The organism is Pseudoroseomonas sp. WGS1072, from assembly GCF_049340465.1.
In the GTDB taxonomy this organism is placed as follows: Bacteria; Pseudomonadota; Alphaproteobacteria; order Acetobacterales; family Acetobacteraceae; genus Pseudoroseomonas.
In genome coordinates, this window is the sequence record NZ_JBMPSU010000001.1 from 1,140,422 (window position 1) to 1,156,876 (window position 16,455).

A 16,455-nucleotide genomic window follows, 5' to 3' on the forward strand; every position below is an offset into this window, starting at 1 on the left:
CTATCCCTCCCGGTCCGCCAGGCAGGTCCGCATGGCCTCGCCGATCCGGGCCTCGGACAGCCGGCCGATCTCCGCGATGAACACGATCCGGCTGCGGGGAGCCTCCCCGGCCGTCCCGCCCGCCAGCGGCGCCAGGGTGGCGCGGCCGCCGGCCAGCTGGAACAGAAGCCGCCGCCCGGGCTGTTCCACCGCCTCGAAGATTCCCTTGGCGCGCGCCAGCCCGGGCGCCAGCCGCCCGATGGCCGCCTGGAAACGGGGCAGCGAGAGGGGTGCCTCGGCGGTCCAGCTCAGTGTCTCGAACCGGTCGGCCTGCGGGCGGCGGCGGCCCGGCTCGCGCGGCACCGGCGGGCGGGCCGGGTCGTCCGGCAGCACCAGGGGCAGCGGCACCTGCCCGTCCGGCGCCTCCACCAGCGTCGCCGCCGGGCGAAGCGCGGCCAGGGCGGCGCGGGCACGCTCCAGCGCCGCCGCGTCGCCCAGGTCGGTCCGGCTCAAGGCCACCACATCGGCCATGCGCAGCTGCGCGCGCAGCAGCGGATCCTCGAAGGCCGTGGGCGGCGCGGTGGCATCGACCACGCACAACACCGTCTCCAGCGGCGCTTCCTTCCACACCACCGGGTCCATCAGGTTGCGCACGATGTCGGCGGGGTCGGCGACGCCGCTGGTCTCGATGACGATGGCCTCCGGCCGCGGCGCGCGCCGCAGCAGCGTGGCCAGCGTCCGCAGCAGGTCGCCTTCCAGTGTGCAGCAGATGCAGCCATTGGCCAGGCTCACCACGCCGTCGCTGGCACCGGCGATCAGTTCGGCATCGATGTTGATGGCGCCGAAATCGTTGACGACGGCGGCGATGCGGCGCCCGCCCGCTTCACGCAGGATATGGTTGACCACCGTGGTCTTGCCCGCCCCCAGAAAGCCGGTGACGAGCAGGACAGGAACGGGCAGGACGGGAACGGTCGGGCCGGCCATCAGCGCGCGATGCTGGGCCGGCGCACCGGCCTGCCCGGCCGCGCGGCGACGTCCATCACCCCATCGGCGATCACCGGCACGCCGCTGACGATCAGGTGGCGCACGCCTTCCGACGGCCGGTTCATCGCGCTGAACTCCGCCTTGTCGCTCAGCGTGTCGTAGTCGAACACCACCACATCGGCATCGGCGCCGACGCCCAGCCGCCCCTTGCCCAGCATGGCCGGCGTGCTGGCTTCCAGGATCTGCGCCGGGATCAACGAGCATTTGCGAATGCCTTCCAGCAGCGACACCGCCTGCCGCTCCCGCACCCAGTGGCGGATGAAGCGGGTGAAGCAGCCGGCGGACCGTGGGTGGGACGTCGCTTCCTCCGGCAGCGGCCAGGCATCGCCGGTATAGGTGCTGCCATCCGGCATGGACCACGGCATGGCGTCGGAGGCGATGGCGCCGTCCGGGTACAGCACGGCCATGTCCAGCAACTCGCGGTGCCGCTGGTTGTGCTCGGTGTCCAGCACATGCCACAGCACCAGCTGGGACGGGTCCTCGGCCTGCGCGGAGAGCAGCTCCTCCCGGTCGCGGAAGCGGTGGCCATCGGTCACGCGCTGCACGGAATCGTAGCCGAGGCCGTTGCGCGCCTCGAAGTCCGGGTCGCTGAAGAAGGCCGCCGCCAGCACGGTGGAGCCGGTGCCGTAGGGATAGGCCTCGACGGTGATGTTCAGCCCCTTGAGCTGCGCGTTGCGCACCAGTTCGTAGCAGCGGGCGATGTCGGTCTTGCTGGAGCTGTTGAAGTGGCAGATGTGCATATGCGCGCCGGTCGCCGCGGCATAGCCGATCAGGCGGATATAGGCCTCGGCGGCGCTCTGCGGATCGATCCGTGCCATGTAGGCGACATGCGTGAAGGTCGGCACGGTCCGGGCGGCGGCGAGCTTGCAGACCTCGAGCAGCTCCTGCACGCCGGCGCCGGGCGCGTAGGCGTTGAGGATGCCGATGCCGATGCCGCCCTCGTCCAGTCCCTGGGCCAGGCGCTCGATGATCCCGGCCTGCTCGGCCTCCGTCGCGATGTTGTCCATCCAGCGCCGGTCCCGCATGGCGCGGCCGAAGGCCTCGAGCGAGGATTCCTCGTTGGTGCCGACCATGGCGCCGATGCGCGCGAAGGCCCAGTTGGTGGCGGCGCCGTAGTTCAGCACGCGCCCCTCAGTGGCCTGCCGCCGGTACCAGGAGGCGACGGGCAACACGCCGGCCTCCAGGTCCAGCGTCGTCGTCACGCCGTCGAAGGCCTGCATGCGGTCGGCGGGGATGGACTGGCCATGGGCATGGAGGTCGATGAAGCCGGGAGCGACCACCAGGCCGGTGGCATCGATCACCCGCTCCGCCCCGCCGAGGCCGGTGCCGACGGCGAGGATGCGGCCATCGCCGATCGCCACATCCGCGACACCGTCCAGGCCGCTCGCCGGATCGACCACCCGGCCGCCGCTGATCATCAAGGCACCCATTCTCGCCACTCCGCCTGCCATGACCTCAAACCACGCCGGACCCCGTCACGGCCGCGTGCCATGTCCACCCGGCGGAGATCCGGAACGGGTCAATAGAGGCGCAAACCGCCCAGGCCGCAACAGCCGGACCACGACAACCGGCCGGATCTCAGTCGCCGGCGGTGCCTCCCTCGCCCATGCGCCGGATGCGGACGGGAATGGCCTTGGCGGCGGGAACGTGGCTCTCCTTCGCGTGGTGCCAGAGCGGCAGCAGCGGATTGCATTCCGGATAGTAGGCGGCGACGCAGCCCTCCGGCAGATCGAAGGGCACCACCTGGAGGTTGTCCACCTCCCGATGCACCCCATCCCCGGCCACGGTGAGCAGCGAAACCCGGTCCTCCGGGGCCAGGGCCAGGACATCCATGTCCCGCCGGTTCATCATGACGATGTCGCGGCTGCCATGGATGCCGCGGAAGCGGTCGTCATAGCCGTAGATGGTGGTGTTGAACTGGTCGTTGCTGCGCACCGTCATCAGGGCGAAGACGCCGGCTCCCGTCACCGAGATGTCGGGATTGGCATCGAGGCTCGCGGGCGGCAGGAAATTGGCCTTGCCGGTCTCCGTCTCCCAGTTCCGCTCCCGCGCCGGATTGGGGCGATGGAAGCCGCCGGGCCGGCGCATGCGCTCGCTGTAGCGGTCGTACCATTTCGGGAATGTCTCGGCGATGGCCTGGCGGACCAGCCCGTAATCGCCCACCCAGGCATCCCAGTCGAGCTTCGGGTTCGCAGGAAGGGTCGCCTTGGCGATGCCGGCGATGATGGCGGGCTCGGACAGGAGATGCGGGCCCGCCGGCTCGCGGATGCCGCGCGAGGGATGGATATAGGAGGTGCTGTCCTCCACCGAGACCTCCTGCGGCCCGCTGGCCTGGCGGTCGATCTCGATGCGGCTGAGGCAGGGCAGCAGATAGGCCGCCCGCCCGTGGATGACGTGGCTGCGGTTCAGCTTGGTGGTGATCATCACGGTCAGCGGCAGCTTCCGCCAGGCCGGCTCCAGCAGGCGGTGTTCCGGGAGCGAGCGCACCAGGTTGCCGCCGAGCTGGATGACGGCCCCCATCCGGCCCTGGATCACCCGCTCCGCCGCCTCCACCACATCGGTGCCCTTGTGGCGGGGCGGGCTGAAGCCGAACATCTCGCCGAGCTTGTCCAGGGGCGCCAGCTCCGGCTTCTCGGTGATCCAGACGGCCCGCTGGCCCTGCACGTTGGAATGGCCGCGCACCGGGCAGATGCCGGCGCCGGGGCGGCCGATATTGCCGCGCAGCAGCAGGAAGGCGACGAGCATGTGCAGGATCTCGACCCCGGCACGCTGCTGCGTCAGGCCCATGCCGTAGACGCCGAGGACCCGCCCGGCGCCGCGATAGGCCCGCGCGACCTCCTCGATCTGCCCGCGCGCCACGCCCGAATGCCGCTCGATCTCCGCCCAGTCCTGGCGCCGCATCGCCTGGGCGAAGTCCTCGAAGCCATGCGTGTGGCCCTCGATGAAGGCCCGGTCCAGGACCGGCTCCCCGCCCTCGTCCTCCCATTCGAGAAGGATCTTGCACAGGCCCGCCAGCAGGGCGAGGTCGCCGCCCGCGCGGGGCTGGACGAAGAGCGAGGAGATCCGCGTCGACGGCTGGACCGTCATCTGCAGTGGATCCTGCGGATTGGTGAAGGCCGCCAGGCCCTGCTCGCGCAGGGGATTGATGGTGATGACGGGCACGCCGCGCCGCCGGGCCTCATCCAGCTGATGCAGCATGCGCGGACTGTTCGAGGCGGTGTTGTGCCCGAAGATCAGGATCAGGTCGGTCTGGGCGAAGTCCTCCAGCGTCACCGTGCCGACCGGCACACCGATCGACTTGGGCAGGGCGACGGAAGTGCTCTCGTGGCACATGTTGGAGGAATCGGGCAGGTTGTTCGTGCCGTACATGCGCGCCAGGAGCTGGTACATGTAGGAGGCCTCGTTGCAGGCCCGGCCCGAGGCGTAGAAGACCGCCTCGTCCGGCCGCATCCCCCGCAGCGCCGCGCCGATCTCCTGGAAGGCCGTGGACCAGGCGACCGGCACATAGCGGTCCGTCGCCGCGTCCCATTTCATCGGCTCGGTCAGGCGGCCGGCCATCTCCAGGTCGTGGTCGCTCCAGGCCTCCAGCTCCGTCACGCGATGCCGGGCAAAGAAGTCCGGCTCGACCCTCGCGCTGGTCAGGTCCCAGGCGCTGGCCTTGGCGCCGTTCTCGCAGAACTCGAAGAGGTGCGGCGGGTTCGGCTTGGCCCAGGCACAGGAGACGCACATGAAGCCGCCATCCTTGTTCTGGCGGCGCAACGCCAGGCCGGTGCTGACCGCCCGGCCCTCCTGCCGGAGGATGCGACCCAGCGACTTGACGGACCCCCAGCCCCCCGAAGGCCCGTCATAGGGCCGGTATTCGACGTCCTCGGTCACGCCCAAGATCTCCCGCACGCTGTTCTGGAATCAACCGATCGGTGCCGGGAAGAGTTGCGCCGGCGGCGCCCGCGGGTCCCGACTGTGCCAGCGATTCTGCCGCCAACTGTCCCTTTCCCGGGCACGGTTCCAGGGACAGCCTGTCGCCATAAAGCAACAAGATCCGGGGAACGTCCGATGCACCGTCGCAGCCTGCTCGCCGCCAGCCTGGCGGCACCCGGCCTCCTGGCCGCCCGTCCCCTCCTGGCCCAACCCGAGGCCGCCTGGCCCAGCCGCGCCATCACCCTGGTCGAGGGCTACCCGCCCGGCGGCGTCACCGATCTCGCCTCCCGCGCCGTGGCCGATCCGATGTCGCGCGGGCTCGGCGTCCCCGTGGTGGTGGAGAACCGCCCCGGTGCCGCCACCTCCGTCGCCACCACCTACGGCGCGCGGGCGAAGCCCGATGGCTACACGCTGGTCATGGGCACCACGACGCTCGCCATCAACCAGACGCTGCAGCCCAACCTGACGCCGAAGGACCCCGTGCGCGAGCTGGACCCGATCGGCATGGTGTTCCGCACGCCCTTCATCCTGCATGTCCATCCCGGCGTGCCGGCGCGGACCACGGCGGAGCTGATCGCCCATTGCAAGGCCAATCCGGGCAAGGTGCTGTTCGGCTCGCCGGGCACCGGCTCGGTCAGCCATCTCTGCCTGGAGCTGTTCCGCGCCCGCACCGGCATCGACATCGTCCACGTGCCCTACCGCGGCGGCGCGCCGGCCGCGCTCGACCTGCGGCAGGGCCGCATCCATGCCGTCTTCCAGGCGATCCAGGAGGCCGCCACCACGCTCGGCGACGGCGGCACGCGCGGCCTCTCGGTGACCGCCACCGCGCCGATCCCGAACTACCCCGACCTGCCGCCCGTGGCCGCGACGCTGCCGGGCTTCGAGGTCTTCTTCTGGCAGGGGCTGTTCGCGCCCGCCGGCACGCCGGCCCCGATCCTGGACCGCGCCGGCGCCGCGCTGCGCGCCGCCACGGAGGATGCCGGGCTGCGCGCGCGCCTGGCCGAGCAGGGCGTCTCCCTGGTCAGCAGCGACGGCCGGACGCTGCGCGAGACGCTGATCGCCGACACCCGGAAATGGGGCGAGGTGATCCGCGAGGGCAATATCCGGCTCGAATAGGCGCGGACGCCGCCCCGAACCGCCCGGCCCGCCCGCCTTTCTCCGCCCAGCCGTTTACACGGATCTCCCGCATGTCCCTGAGCAACCTCACCTCGCGCATTCCCGGCTTTCACCGCATGAGCACGGCGGAGCGGCTGGAGGCTGTCGCGGCCTTCGCCGGCCTCGACGAGGCGAGCCGGGCGCAGCTCGCGGCACCCGGCAACATCGACCCGCATCTGGCCGACCACATGATCGAGAACGTGGTCGCCACCCTGGCCATTCCCATCGGCGTCGCGACCAACATGCGCGTCGATGGCCGGGACGTGCTGGTGCCGATGGCGACCGAGGAATCCTCCGTCGTCGCCGCCGTCTGCAACTCGGCCCGGCAGTGCCACGACGCCGGCGGCTTCACCACCTCCGTCTCCGGCACGCTGATGATCGCGCAGATCCAGCTCGTGGGCGTCAGCGACCCAGAGAATGCGCGCCTCACCATCCTGGAGCAGCGCGCCGCCATCGCCGAGCTGTGCGATGGCTGCGACCCGATGCTGGTCTCGCTCGGCGGCGGCTTCCGCGACCTCGAGGTGCGGATCGTGAAATCCCTCGGCGGCCCCATGGTCGTCACGCATCTGATCGTCGATACGCGCGATGCGATGGGGGCCAACACCGTCAACACCATGGCCGAGGCCCTGGCGCCCCGGATCGAGGCCTGGACCGGCGGCAAGGTCTTCCTGCGCATCCTCTCCAACCTCGCCGACCGCCGCCTGGCCCGCGCCCGTGCCCTCTGGCCGGTGGAGGCCATCGGCGGGCCCGAGGTGCGGGACGGCATGATCTCCGCCTACCACTTCGCCGAGGCCGATCCCTACCGCGCCGCCACGCACAACAAGGGCATCATGAACGGGGTCTCGGCCGTGGTGCTGGCCACCGGCAACGACACCCGCGCGGTGGAGGCCGGCGCCCATGCCTATGCCGCGCGGAGCGGCCGCTACACCAGCCTGACCCACTGGGAGGTGACGGCGGAAGGGCATCTCGCCGGCTCCATCGAGCTGCCGATGCCGGTCGGGCTGGTCGGCGGCGCGACCCGGATCCATCCCACCGCCCGCGCCTGCCTGAAGATCCTCGGCGTCGATACGGCGGCCGGGCTCGCCCGCATCATCGCCGCCGTCGGCCTGGCGCAGAACTTCGGCGCGATGAAGGCCCTGGCCACCACCGGCATCCAGAAAGGCCACATGGCGCTGCACGCCAACAACGTGGCCATCGCCGCCGGCGCGGTGGGCGCGGAGGTGGCGCGGCTGGCCGCCATCCTGGTCGAGAGGCGCCAGGTCCGGCAGGATGTGGCGACGGCCGAGCTGGCGCGGATGCGCGCCGGCTGAGGCCAGCCGCTACGCCCCCGCCGCCAGCGCCCGCGCCATGAAGTCGAGGAAGCGCGGATCGCCGGCATGGGCGACATTGATGCGCAGCGCCGCGGGGCCCGCGCCGCGCTCGGGGCTGAACACGGCGCCGGGCGCCAGGAAGATGCCCTGCGCCGCGGCCCGGCGGCAGAGCGCCTCCTCGTCCAGGCCCGGAGGCAGGCGCGCCCAGAGATAGAAGCCGCCTCCCGGCGGGCGCGCCAGCGGCAGGCCGATGGCCGCGAGATCCCGCAGGGCCTGCGCCGTCGCCGCCTCCACGCGGCGCGCCAGGCGGCGCAGGTGGCGCCGGTAGTGCCCGGCCTCCATCAGCCGGCAGACCAGCCGCTCGGCATATTGCGAGGTGGAGACCACCGTCAGCAGCTTGAGGTCGTTCAGCGCCGCCACCAGCGGCGCCGGCCCCGCCAGATAGCCGACGCGGAGCGAGGCCGAGAGGGTCTTGGAGAAGGTGCCGACGTAGAGGACCTGCCGCAGCCCGTCCAGCGCCGCCAGGCGCGGGCCGGCCGCCGGCAGCAGATCGGCGAAGGGATCGTCCTCCACCAGCAGGCAGCCGTGCCGCTCGGTCAGCCGCAGCACCGCCGCCGCCACCGCCGGGGTCAGCGTGCCGCCGGTCGGGTTGTGCGCCAGGGACTGCGTGAAGAAGGCCCGTGCCGGCCGCCGCGCCAGCTGCGCCGCGAGATGCTCGACATCCGGCCCCGCGGCCGTGCGGCGGACGCCGAGGATCTCGGCCTTGGCCAGGCGCAGCTTGGCGAAGAGCGGGTAGTAGCCCGGATCGTCGACCAGCACCCGGTCCCCGGGCGCGATCAGGTGGCGGATGACGAGATCAAGCGCATGGTTCGCGCCCTGCGTCAGCAGCACCTGCTCCGGCCCGCAGGGCAGCGAACGCTCGGCGAGCGAGAGGGCGATCCGCTCCCGCAGCGGCGCATAGCCCCAGGAGCTGCCATAGCCATGCGCCTCGCCCCGGTACAGCGCCCGGCTGGCCTGGGTGAGGTGACGGGCCAGTTCCGAGCCCTCCATCCAGGAGGGCGGCGGGCGCCCCTCCCCGGGGCGGACCAGATAATGCTCCTCCGTCTGCTCGCGCAGCAGGGAGACGAGGTTCAGCGCCTCCGCCACCTCCCGGCGCGCCGCCGGGACCAGGCCGGCCGGGCGCGACGGGCGGCCGCTGACGAAATAGCCGGCGCCCCGCCGCGCCTCCAGATGGCCCGAGGCCACCAGCCGCTCATAGGCCTCCGCCATGGTGTTCTTCGACACGCCCTGCTCCCGCGCGCCCTGGCGGATGGAGGCCAGGCGCGATCCCGGCCGCAGCTGCCGCCCCTCCATCGCCGCCACCAGCCGCGCGGCGATGCGCCCGGCCTTGGAGAGGGCCTTCCGCCCGCCCTGGCGGAACTCCGCCATCGGCCGAATGTCAGGCTGCCCGTCCGGCCCCTCGCGCATGCATCCCTCCCGCCGCCTCCGCTTCCGGGCGGAGGCAGGCCACACGGATGGTGACGCCTTCGGGGCCCGCCCGGAAGGGCGAAGGGCCGCCGCCTCAGCCCGCCTCTCCCGCCGGCTCCACGCTCCGCAGCAGCGACAGCGGGGCGTCCTCCTTGACCTCCTCCATCACCGCGTAGGTGCGGGTCTCCTTCACGCCCGGCAGGCTGAGGAGCACCTCGCCCAGGAAGCGGCGATAGGCGTTCATGTCCTTCAGCCGGACCTTCACCAGATAGTCGAAGCCGCCGGCCACCATGTGGCATTCCAGGACCTGCGGCGCGCGGTTCACCGCGCGGGCGAAGCGGCTGAAGGCATCCGGCGTGGTCTTGTCGAGCGACACCTCGACAAAGGCGAGCAGCCCGAAGCCGAGCTTGCGCGGATCGAGGCGGGCCGCGAAGCCGGTGACATAGCCCTCCTTCACCAGGCGGCGGAACCGCTCGCTGGTCGCCGTCGGCGAGAGGCCGATCTGCTCGGCCAGCTCCAGGTTGGTGATCCGGCCATCGCGCTGGATGATGTCCAGAATCCTGAGGTCAATCCGGTCCATGGCCGTATCTTTCGCGGCAATCTGGGCTGAGACGGAGAATCATGCGGCAGAACCGGCCCGATGTCCCGTACTGATCCGCCCGCGCCTGCTCTAGCATCCCGCCGTCCCGCCGCCCTCCGGCGGGCAGCCCCGGAGCCCGCCATGCCCCCGTCCGAGATCCCCGGCGCGATGCCGCCCGCCGAACCGCCCTTCGCCGGGCTGGCGCGCGAGGCCGTGCCGCGCGATGCCCTGCGGCGGGCCGTCACGGCCGCCTGCCGCCGCCCGGAGAGCGCCTGCCTGCCGCCGCTGATCGAGGCCGCCCGCCTCGCGCCGGCCGAGCGGGAGGCGACGCGCGCCCTGGCGCGGCGGCTGATCCTCGGCCTGCGCGCCCAGGCGCGCCGCGGCGGCGTGGAGGCGCTGGTGCAGGAATTCTCCCTCTCCAGCCAGGAAGGCGTGGCGCTCATGTGCCTGGCCGAGGCGCTGCTGCGCATCCCCGATGCCGGCACGCGCGACGCGCTGATCCGCGACAAGATCGGCGGCGGCGGCCAGGCCTTGGACTGGCGGCGGCATCTCGGCCACTCACCCTCGCTCTTCGTCAACGCCGCGACCTGGGGGCTGGTGGTGACCGGGAAGCTGGCCGCGACCAGCAGCGAGGCCGGGCTCGGCGCCGCGCTGACGCGGCTGATCGCCCGCGCCGGCGAGCCCGTGATCCGCCGCGGCGTCGATCTCGCCATGCGGATGATGGGCGAGCAGTTCGTCACCGGGCAGACCATCGAGGACGCGCTCGCGCGCAGCCGCGCCATGGAGGCGAAGGGCTTCCGCTACTCCTACGACATGCTGGGCGAGGCGGCGATGACGGCGGCCGATGCCGCGCGCTACCGCGCCGAGTACGAGCGGGCGATCGAGGCCATCGGCCGCGCCTCGGCCGGGCGCGGCCTCCTCGACGGGCCCGGCATCTCGATCAAGCTCTCGGCGCTGCATCCGCGCTACAGCCGGGCGCAGCGCGGGCGGGTGATGGCGGAGCTGCTGCCCGTCCTGCTCGATCTGGCGCGGCGCGCGCGGCGCCACGACATCGGCCTCAACATCGACGCGGAGGAGGCCGACCGCCTGGAGATCTCGCTCGACCTGCTGGAGGCGCTCTGCGGCGACGCGGCGCTGCGTGGCTGGGACGGCGTCGGCTTCGTCATCCAGGCCTACCAGAAGCGCGCGCCCTTCGTCGTCGATGCCGTCATCGACATGGCGCGGCGCACGGGGCGGCGGATGATGGTGCGGCTGGTCAAGGGCGCCTACTGGGACAGCGAGATCAAGCGCGCGCAGCAGGAGGGGCTCGCCGACTTCCCCGTCTACACCCGCAAGATCCACACCGATGTCGCCTATCTCGCCTGTGCCCGCCGGTTGCTCGCCGCGCCCGACGCCGTCTTTCCGCAATTCGCCACGCACAACGCCATGACGCTGGCCGCCCTGCACAGCATGGCCGGGCCGGAGCGCTACCTGCCCGGCCAGTACGAGTTCCAGTGCCTGCACGGCATGGGCGAGCCGCTCTACGAGCAGGTGGTGGGGCCCTCGAGGCTCGATCGTCCCTGCCGCATCTACGCGCCCGTCGGCACGCATGAGACGCTGCTGGCCTATCTGGTGCGCCGCCTGCTCGAGAACGGCGCCAATTCCTCCTTCGTCCACCGCATCAACGACCTCGGCATCCCGGTCGAGGCCCTGCTGGAGGACCCCGCCGAGGCCGCCGCCGCGCTCGACCCGCCCGGCCGGCCGCATCCGCGCATCGCGGCGCCGCGCGACCTGCTGGCGCCGCGCCGCAACTCCGCCGGCCTCGACCTCGCCGACGAGGACCAGATCGCGCGGCTGGCGGAGCTGCTGGGCGAGGGCACGGCGGTGCCGCTGCACAGCGCGCCAGAGCTTGGCCAGGACGGGGCGGAAGGCCCTTCGCGGGAGGTCCGCAATCCCGCCGATGCCGCCGATCTCGTCGGCCATGTCGTGGAGGCGGGCGAGGCGGCGGTGGAGGCCGCCCTCGCCCGGGCCGCCGCCGCCACCCCCGCCTGGGCCGCCACCGCCCCCACCGAGCGCGCCGCCCTGCTGGACCGCGCCGCCGACCTGATGGAGCAGCGCCGCGAGGCCCTGCTCGGCCCCATCGTGCGCGAGGCGGGCAAGTCCCTGCCCAACGCCGTCGCCGAGGTGCGGGAGGCGGTGGATTTCCTGCGCTACTATGCCGCGGAGGCGCGCGGCCTCGAGGCCGCCACGCACCCTCCCCTCGGGCCGGTGGTCTGCATCTCGCCCTGGAACTTTCCGCTCGCCATCTTCACCGGGCAGGTCGCGGCGGCGCTGGCCGCCGGCAACCCGGTGCTGGCCAAGCCGGCCGAGGAGGTGCCGCTGATCGCCGGCCTGGCCTGCGGCCTGCTGCGCGAGGCCGGCATCCCGCCCGCCGCGCTGCAATTCCTGCCGGGCGATGGCGAGGTCGGCGCGCGGCTGGTCGCCGATCCGCGCGTGCAGGGGGTGATGTTCACCGGCTCGACCGAGGTGGCGCGGCTGATCAACCGCCAACTCGCCACGCGGCTCGGCCGCCACGGTAGGCCGGTGCCGCTGATCGCCGAGACGGGCGGCCAGAACGCCATGGTGGTGGACAGTTCCGCCCTGCCGGAACAGGTGGTGGCCGATGTCCTGGCCTCGGCCTTCGACAGCGCCGGCCAGCGCTGCTCGGCGCTGCGCCTCCTCTGCCTGCAGGAGGATGTGGCGGACCGTGTGCTGACCATGCTGAAGGGCGCCATGGCGGAGCTGCGCATCGGCCGCCCGGATCGCCTGGCCACCGATATCGGCCCGGTCATCAGCGGGGAGGCGCGGCAGGGCATCGAGCGCCATCTGGCCGCCATGCGCGCCGCCGGCCGCGCCGTTCATGCCCTGCCCCTGCCCGGGGAGGCCGCGCGCGGCCACTTCGTCTCGCCAGCCCTGGTGGAGATCGAGCGGCCGGCCATGCTGGAGCGCGAGGTCTTCGGCCCGGTGCTGCACGTGCTGCGCTTCCGGCGCGACGGCCTGGAGGCCCTGCTGCGCGACCTCGCCGCCACCGGCTACGCGCTGACCTTCGGCGTGCATTCGCGCATCGACGAGACCATCGCGCGGCTGACCGACCGCGCCCCGGCCGGGAACATCTACGTCAACCGCAACATCATCGGCGCCGTGGTCGGCGTGCAGCCCTTCGGCGGCCACGGGCTTTCCGGCACCGGCCCCAAGGCGGGCGGGCCGCTCTACCTGCGCCGGCTGCTGGCCGCCGCGCCGGAGCCCCCCCTGCCGCCCGGCCCCTCCCCCGCTCCCGCCGCCCTGGCCTGGCACGGCCACCTCTCCGCCCGGGGCCAGCACGAGGCGGCGGCCCGCTGCGCGGCGATGGCCCGGGCCTCCCGCCTCGGCCTGCGGCTGGCGCTGCCGGGGCCGGTGGGCGAGACCAACACCTACATGCTGGACCCGCGCGGCGCCGTCTTCTGCCGCCCCGCCACGCCGCTCGGCCTGATGCTGCAGGTCGGCGCCGCCCTGGCCACCGGCAACCGCGCCCGCCTGGCGGTGCCCGACGACCTGCGCGGCTGGCTCGCCGGCGCCCTGCCCGCCGATCTGTCGGATCATGTCACGCTGGTGGAGGCGGAGGCCCTGGCGGGCTGCGCCGTCGCGCTTTTTGAGGGAGAGGCGGCGGAGCTGCAGGCCTTCTGCGCCCACGCGGCCGCGCTGGACGGACCGCTGCGCCCTGTCCTCGCGGCCACGCCCGCGGAACTGGCCGGAGGCGGGGACTATCCGCTGGAGTTGCTGCTGCGGGAACGCTCGGTCAGCACCAACACGGCGGCGGCGGGCGGCAATGCCAGCCTGATGAACATCGGCTGACGGCGCGTTTCCCGGTTCTCGAAGAAACACACCCTCGCAAAGCCGAAGGCGATCACCGCGGCGGGCAGGACAGGGTCGCTCGTCCCTGCCCCCTCCGCGCGGTCATCGCCCACCGCCCGCCCGGGATGCTCCTGACCCTGCCGTCGGATACGAGGATATCCAGAAGGCTTCTGGCTTCCCTATCGAGATGCCTTGTAGAGTTTGGTGGCAATCTCGAACATTTCCTCGGGCGAATAGTCCGGGCTGAAGGCTGAGGGTATGCCGGTCAGCTGGTGAATCTTCCCACCTTCCGGCAGGCCGTCGACCACCGTCAGTTCTCCTGGCGGATCATCGGGAAGCGCCTGCTCTCCATTGCCCCAGATGCCGGCCATCTCCTTGTAGTCGGCGGGGCTGAATGTGTAGAGCCGGCGGTGGGATCCCTCTTGCAGGTACTTCTGACATTCCGGAATCTTGTCGAGGGGAATGTTCGGCGTGGGCAGGAACTTCTCCAACTCCACCCCCGTGATCTGCTTCAGAGCCAGGGCATAGGCATGCGCATGCACGGAGCCCCGGACGAGCAGGTACCCACAGACCTCGCGCCCTGTCGGATCCGACAGGGTCTCATAGACCCGCAGCTTGTGCAGGCGGGCGCCGCATTCGAGATGGAAGTTGTGCAGCAGGTCAACGACCACATTGCCGGTCGTCGTCACCATATCCGCATTCCAGGACATGGAGTTGCTGTTGACCGGCAACGCACCGCCGCCGTTGGAAGCGAACGACGCAAAGGAGCGGATATCCTTCATGGCCTCGAAGGGCGCGCCGGAGATGTCACCGCCATCGGCCAGATCACCGCTGTTGTCGGGCCCGTTGGCGAGCATGGCGACACCGTTGCTCACCAGCTCCACATGCCCAAGCTCTTCCGCCGTGATGCTGGCCACCAGGCTATAGAATGGCCTGAGCTTGTCCTTGCTGCGGAAATTGAAACTCTGGAACATGTAGTTGCCCAGGGTGGACATCTCGCCGTACTTGCCGCCCAACAGCTCCTTTAAAGCTGCCGCTGCGTTGGGATCCGCTCTCTTGGGCGATGGAAGCTCAGCCTGGAGTTTGTCTATTCTCATGAACATCGCGGTGTTCCTTCGGGGAGTTTCCCGTTGGAAGAACCGTTCAGGGCTGCATGAGTTTGGCTCTCAAGAATTATCTCCTGCGCTTCCGGGGCGAACATCCCCCCTCCAGACGCCACCGAGGTCGCGCCTGGCCGGTCGCCAGCGCGAAGGCGATGGCCCGTCCGCCTCCATCGCGGCTGCCGCTGCTCCAGGCCGCATCGCTTCTGCCACACGGCTCTGATCTCATGCGGGGAAACAGGCTGGTTGGGGCGCCAGGAGCGTTACGTCCTGAATTGCCCTAACTGCTTGATTCCAAAGCATGAATCATCGCCCGGAAACAGTCTTCAGACCCATTGTGTAGCACGAACCTGCTACACATAGCATCAGCATGCGCGCGAGCCTAGGACCTCTTCCGAAAGGGCTGCGCAGGGCGAAAATTGGCAACCTTGTCCATACAAGAGCGGTCCTGAAGTCCGTAGGCCTCCTGAATGGGTGCCGCCCATAGGAGCGATAGGTGCCTGCGAAGACGGCCGACGGCTCGCCTCAAGCGGAAGCCAGCAGGCAAATATGAACCGCCCCGGGTTTGCCGGAGGCTGGTTGGTTTGGGTTAAGCGGCCAGGGCTGGTGCATCCCCCGCAGCATAGTAACGCGCCTCGGCTTCGGCGGGAGGGACGTTTCCGATCGGCTCGAGGAGGCGGTGGATGTTGAACCAGGCCACCCACTCGAGGGTGGCGTATTCGACGGCTTCCAGCGACCGCCACGGGCCGCGGCGGCGGATGACCTCGGTCTTGAACAGTCCGATCACCGTCTCGGCCAGTGCGTTGTCGTAGGAATCACCAACGCTCCCGACGGACGGCTCGATCCCGGCGTCGAGCAGCCGTTCCGTGTACCGAATGCTGACATATTGCGACCCGCGGTCGCTGTGGTGGGTCAGGCCGCCCTTCACGGGACGCCGGTCGTGGATGGCCTGCTCCAGTGCGTCGAGGACGAAGCCTGCACTGGCCGCCCGTGACACCCGCCAGCCGACGATGCGGCGGGCAAAGGCGTCGATGACGAAGGCGACGTAGACGAACCCTTGCCACGTCGCGACGTAGGTGAAATCCGACAGCCACAGCACGTTCGGCGCCGACGCCCGGAACTGCCGGTTCACCTTATCCAGCGGACACGGCGTGGCCGGGTTAGAGACGGTGGTCCTCATCTCCCTCCCGCGCACCGCACCCCGTAGGCCCATGGCACGCATCAGCCGCTCCACCGTGCAGCGGGCCACCACGATGCCCTCGCGGCCGAGCTGCCGCCAGACCTTGCGGGCGCCATAGACCCCGAAATTGGCCGCATGCACCTGTCGGATGCTCTCCATGAGCACCCGATCCTGCCGGGTGCGGGGCGAGGCCTTGGCCGGATCAGTGCGCCGGGCGACATGGGCGTGGTAAGTCGACGGGGCGACCGGCAGCACCCTGCAGATCGGCTCGACACCGTAGACCTCGCGATGATCGTCGATGAAGGCGATCATGGCTTCGAGCGGCGGTCGAGCTCCGCCAACGCGAAATATGCCGACGCCTTGCGCAGGATCTCATTGGCCTGCCGCAACTCGCGGACCTCGCGTTCCAGAGCCTTGATCCGCTCCCCCTCCGCGCTGGTTGGGCCAGGCCGCAGCCCCTGGTCGCGCTCGGCCTGCCTCACCCAGCCGCGCAGCGTCTCCGCCGTGCAGCCGATCTTGGGCGCGATCGAGCCAATCGCCGCCCATTGCGAGGCATGGTCGCCTCCATGCTCCAGCACCATCCGTACCGCCCGCTGCCGGACCTCAGGCGAATATCGGTTCGAAGTCTTCTTCGTCATGGCTCCACCTTCTCAAGAGTTGGAGCCTCCGGGGAACCCGGGGCGGTTCAATATGGGGGTAGTCACGAACCTGTGGCGCGGCCTTCGAGCACGAAGCCGGGTTCGGCTCAGCAAGCAGCTAAGCCTCTTCCGGAAGAGGGCCAAGCATCAGGTTGAGAATGGGCGAGCAGCATCACTGGAACGTATCCCGCTTCGGACGTGGACCACGCGGCACCTCCCTCCCCCTCACTCACGA

General features: G+C 71.1%; 10 protein-coding genes and 1 other annotated feature. Of the genes, 3 read left to right on the forward strand and 7 right to left on the reverse strand.

Annotation, left to right across the window (positions count from 1 at the left end; all coding sequences use genetic code 11):
• The 3 genes from ACF3NH_RS05485 to ACF3NH_RS05495 form a co-directional block, all read right to left on the reverse strand.
• A complete protein-coding gene (locus ACF3NH_RS05485; protein ID WP_422922145.1) occupies positions 1-963 on the reverse strand; it encodes a CobW family GTP-binding protein in 963 nt (320 codons plus the stop codon).
• The gene (locus ACF3NH_RS05490; protein ID WP_422922146.1) at positions 963-2,453 is read right to left on the reverse strand and encodes an amidohydrolase family protein; all 1,491 of its coding nucleotides are present in this window, start codon (positions 2,451-2,453) and stop codon (positions 963-965) included. The genes ACF3NH_RS05485 and ACF3NH_RS05490 overlap by 1 nt, the downstream gene beginning before the upstream one ends.
• A gap of 148 nt (positions 2,454-2,601) precedes the next feature.
• Complete coding sequence (locus ACF3NH_RS05495; RefSeq protein ID WP_198367672.1) at positions 2,602-4,899, reverse strand: FdhF/YdeP family oxidoreductase; 2,298 nt, start codon at positions 4,897-4,899, stop codon at positions 2,602-2,604.
• Positions 4,900-5,076: 177 nt separating this feature from the next.
• On the opposite strand from ACF3NH_RS05495, the gene ACF3NH_RS05500 reads away from it, so the two are divergent.
• Together ACF3NH_RS05500 and ACF3NH_RS05505 are read left to right on the forward strand one after the other, a co-directional pair.
• The gene (locus ACF3NH_RS05500) at positions 5,077-6,057 is read left to right on the forward strand and encodes a Bug family tripartite tricarboxylate transporter substrate binding protein (RefSeq protein WP_198367673.1); all 981 of its coding nucleotides are present in this window, start codon (positions 5,077-5,079) and stop codon (positions 6,055-6,057) included.
• A gap of 71 nt (positions 6,058-6,128) precedes the next feature.
• Positions 6,129-7,406: a hydroxymethylglutaryl-CoA reductase, degradative gene (locus ACF3NH_RS05505; protein ID WP_422922148.1), complete on the forward strand. Its 1,278-nt coding sequence runs from the start codon at positions 6,129-6,131 to the stop codon at positions 7,404-7,406.
• 9 nt (positions 7,407-7,415) lie between these two features.
• Here the strand turns inward: ACF3NH_RS05505 and ACF3NH_RS05510 are convergent, their stop codons facing one another.
• Both ACF3NH_RS05510 and ACF3NH_RS05515 read right to left on the reverse strand, forming a co-directional pair.
• Positions 7,416-8,873, reverse strand: a complete 1,458-nt coding sequence (locus tag ACF3NH_RS05510; protein WP_422922149.1) for an aminotransferase-like domain-containing protein — start codon at positions 8,871-8,873, stop codon at positions 7,416-7,418.
• 94 nt (positions 8,874-8,967) lie between these two features.
• Complete coding sequence (locus ACF3NH_RS05515; protein ID WP_198367675.1) at positions 8,968-9,453, reverse strand: Lrp/AsnC ligand binding domain-containing protein; 486 nt, start codon at positions 9,451-9,453, stop codon at positions 8,968-8,970.
• 141 nt (positions 9,454-9,594) lie between these two features.
• On the opposite strand from ACF3NH_RS05515, the gene putA reads away from it, so the two are divergent.
• A complete protein-coding gene (putA, locus tag ACF3NH_RS05520; RefSeq protein ID WP_422922150.1) occupies positions 9,595-13,302 on the forward strand; it encodes a trifunctional transcriptional regulator/proline dehydrogenase/L-glutamate gamma-semialdehyde dehydrogenase in 3,708 nt (1,235 codons plus the stop codon).
• 179 nt (positions 13,303-13,481) lie between these two features.
• On the opposite strand, the gene ACF3NH_RS05525 is transcribed toward putA, so the two are convergent.
• Both ACF3NH_RS05525 and ACF3NH_RS05530 read right to left on the reverse strand, forming a co-directional pair.
• Positions 13,482-14,405, reverse strand: coding sequence for a manganese catalase family protein (locus ACF3NH_RS05525; RefSeq protein ID WP_422922151.1), 924 nt, complete (start codon positions 14,403-14,405; stop codon positions 13,482-13,484).
• Between the two features lie 586 nt (positions 14,406-14,991).
• A protein-coding gene (locus ACF3NH_RS05530) for an IS3 family transposase (RefSeq protein ID WP_422921654.1) occupies positions 14,992-16,220 on the reverse strand; the annotation gives its coding sequence in 2 pieces (ribosomal slippage) (positions 14,992-15,923 and positions 15,923-16,220; 1,230 coding nt in all).
• Positions 15,820-15,936 (reverse strand) — a sequence feature (AL1L pseudoknot). It overlaps the preceding gene by 117 nt.
• Positions 16,221-16,455: the final 235 nt, after the last annotated feature.

Coding starts and splice junctions, on each gene's coding strand:
- ACF3NH_RS05485 (WP_422922145.1), bottom strand. CDS start 963: ATGGCCGGCCCGACCGTTCCCGTCCTGCCCGTTCCTGTCCTGCTCGTC.
- ACF3NH_RS05490 (WP_422922146.1), bottom strand. CDS start 2,453: ATGGGTGCCTTGATGATCAGCGGCGGCCGGGTGGTCGATCCGGCGAGC.
- ACF3NH_RS05500 (WP_198367673.1), top strand. CDS start 5,077: ATGCACCGTCGCAGCCTGCTCGCCGCCAGCCTGGCGGCACCCGGCCTC.
- ACF3NH_RS05505 (WP_422922148.1), top strand. CDS start 6,129: ATGTCCCTGAGCAACCTCACCTCGCGCATTCCCGGCTTTCACCGCATG.
- ACF3NH_RS05510 (WP_422922149.1), bottom strand. CDS start 8,873: ATGCGCGAGGGGCCGGACGGGCAGCCTGACATTCGGCCGATGGCGGAG.
- ACF3NH_RS05515 (WP_198367675.1), bottom strand. CDS start 9,453: ATGGACCGGATTGACCTCAGGATTCTGGACATCATCCAGCGCGATGGC.
- putA (WP_422922150.1), top strand. CDS start 9,595: ATGCCCCCGTCCGAGATCCCCGGCGCGATGCCGCCCGCCGAACCGCCC.
- ACF3NH_RS05525 (WP_422922151.1), bottom strand. CDS start 14,405: ATGTTCATGAGAATAGACAAACTCCAGGCTGAGCTTCCATCGCCCAAG.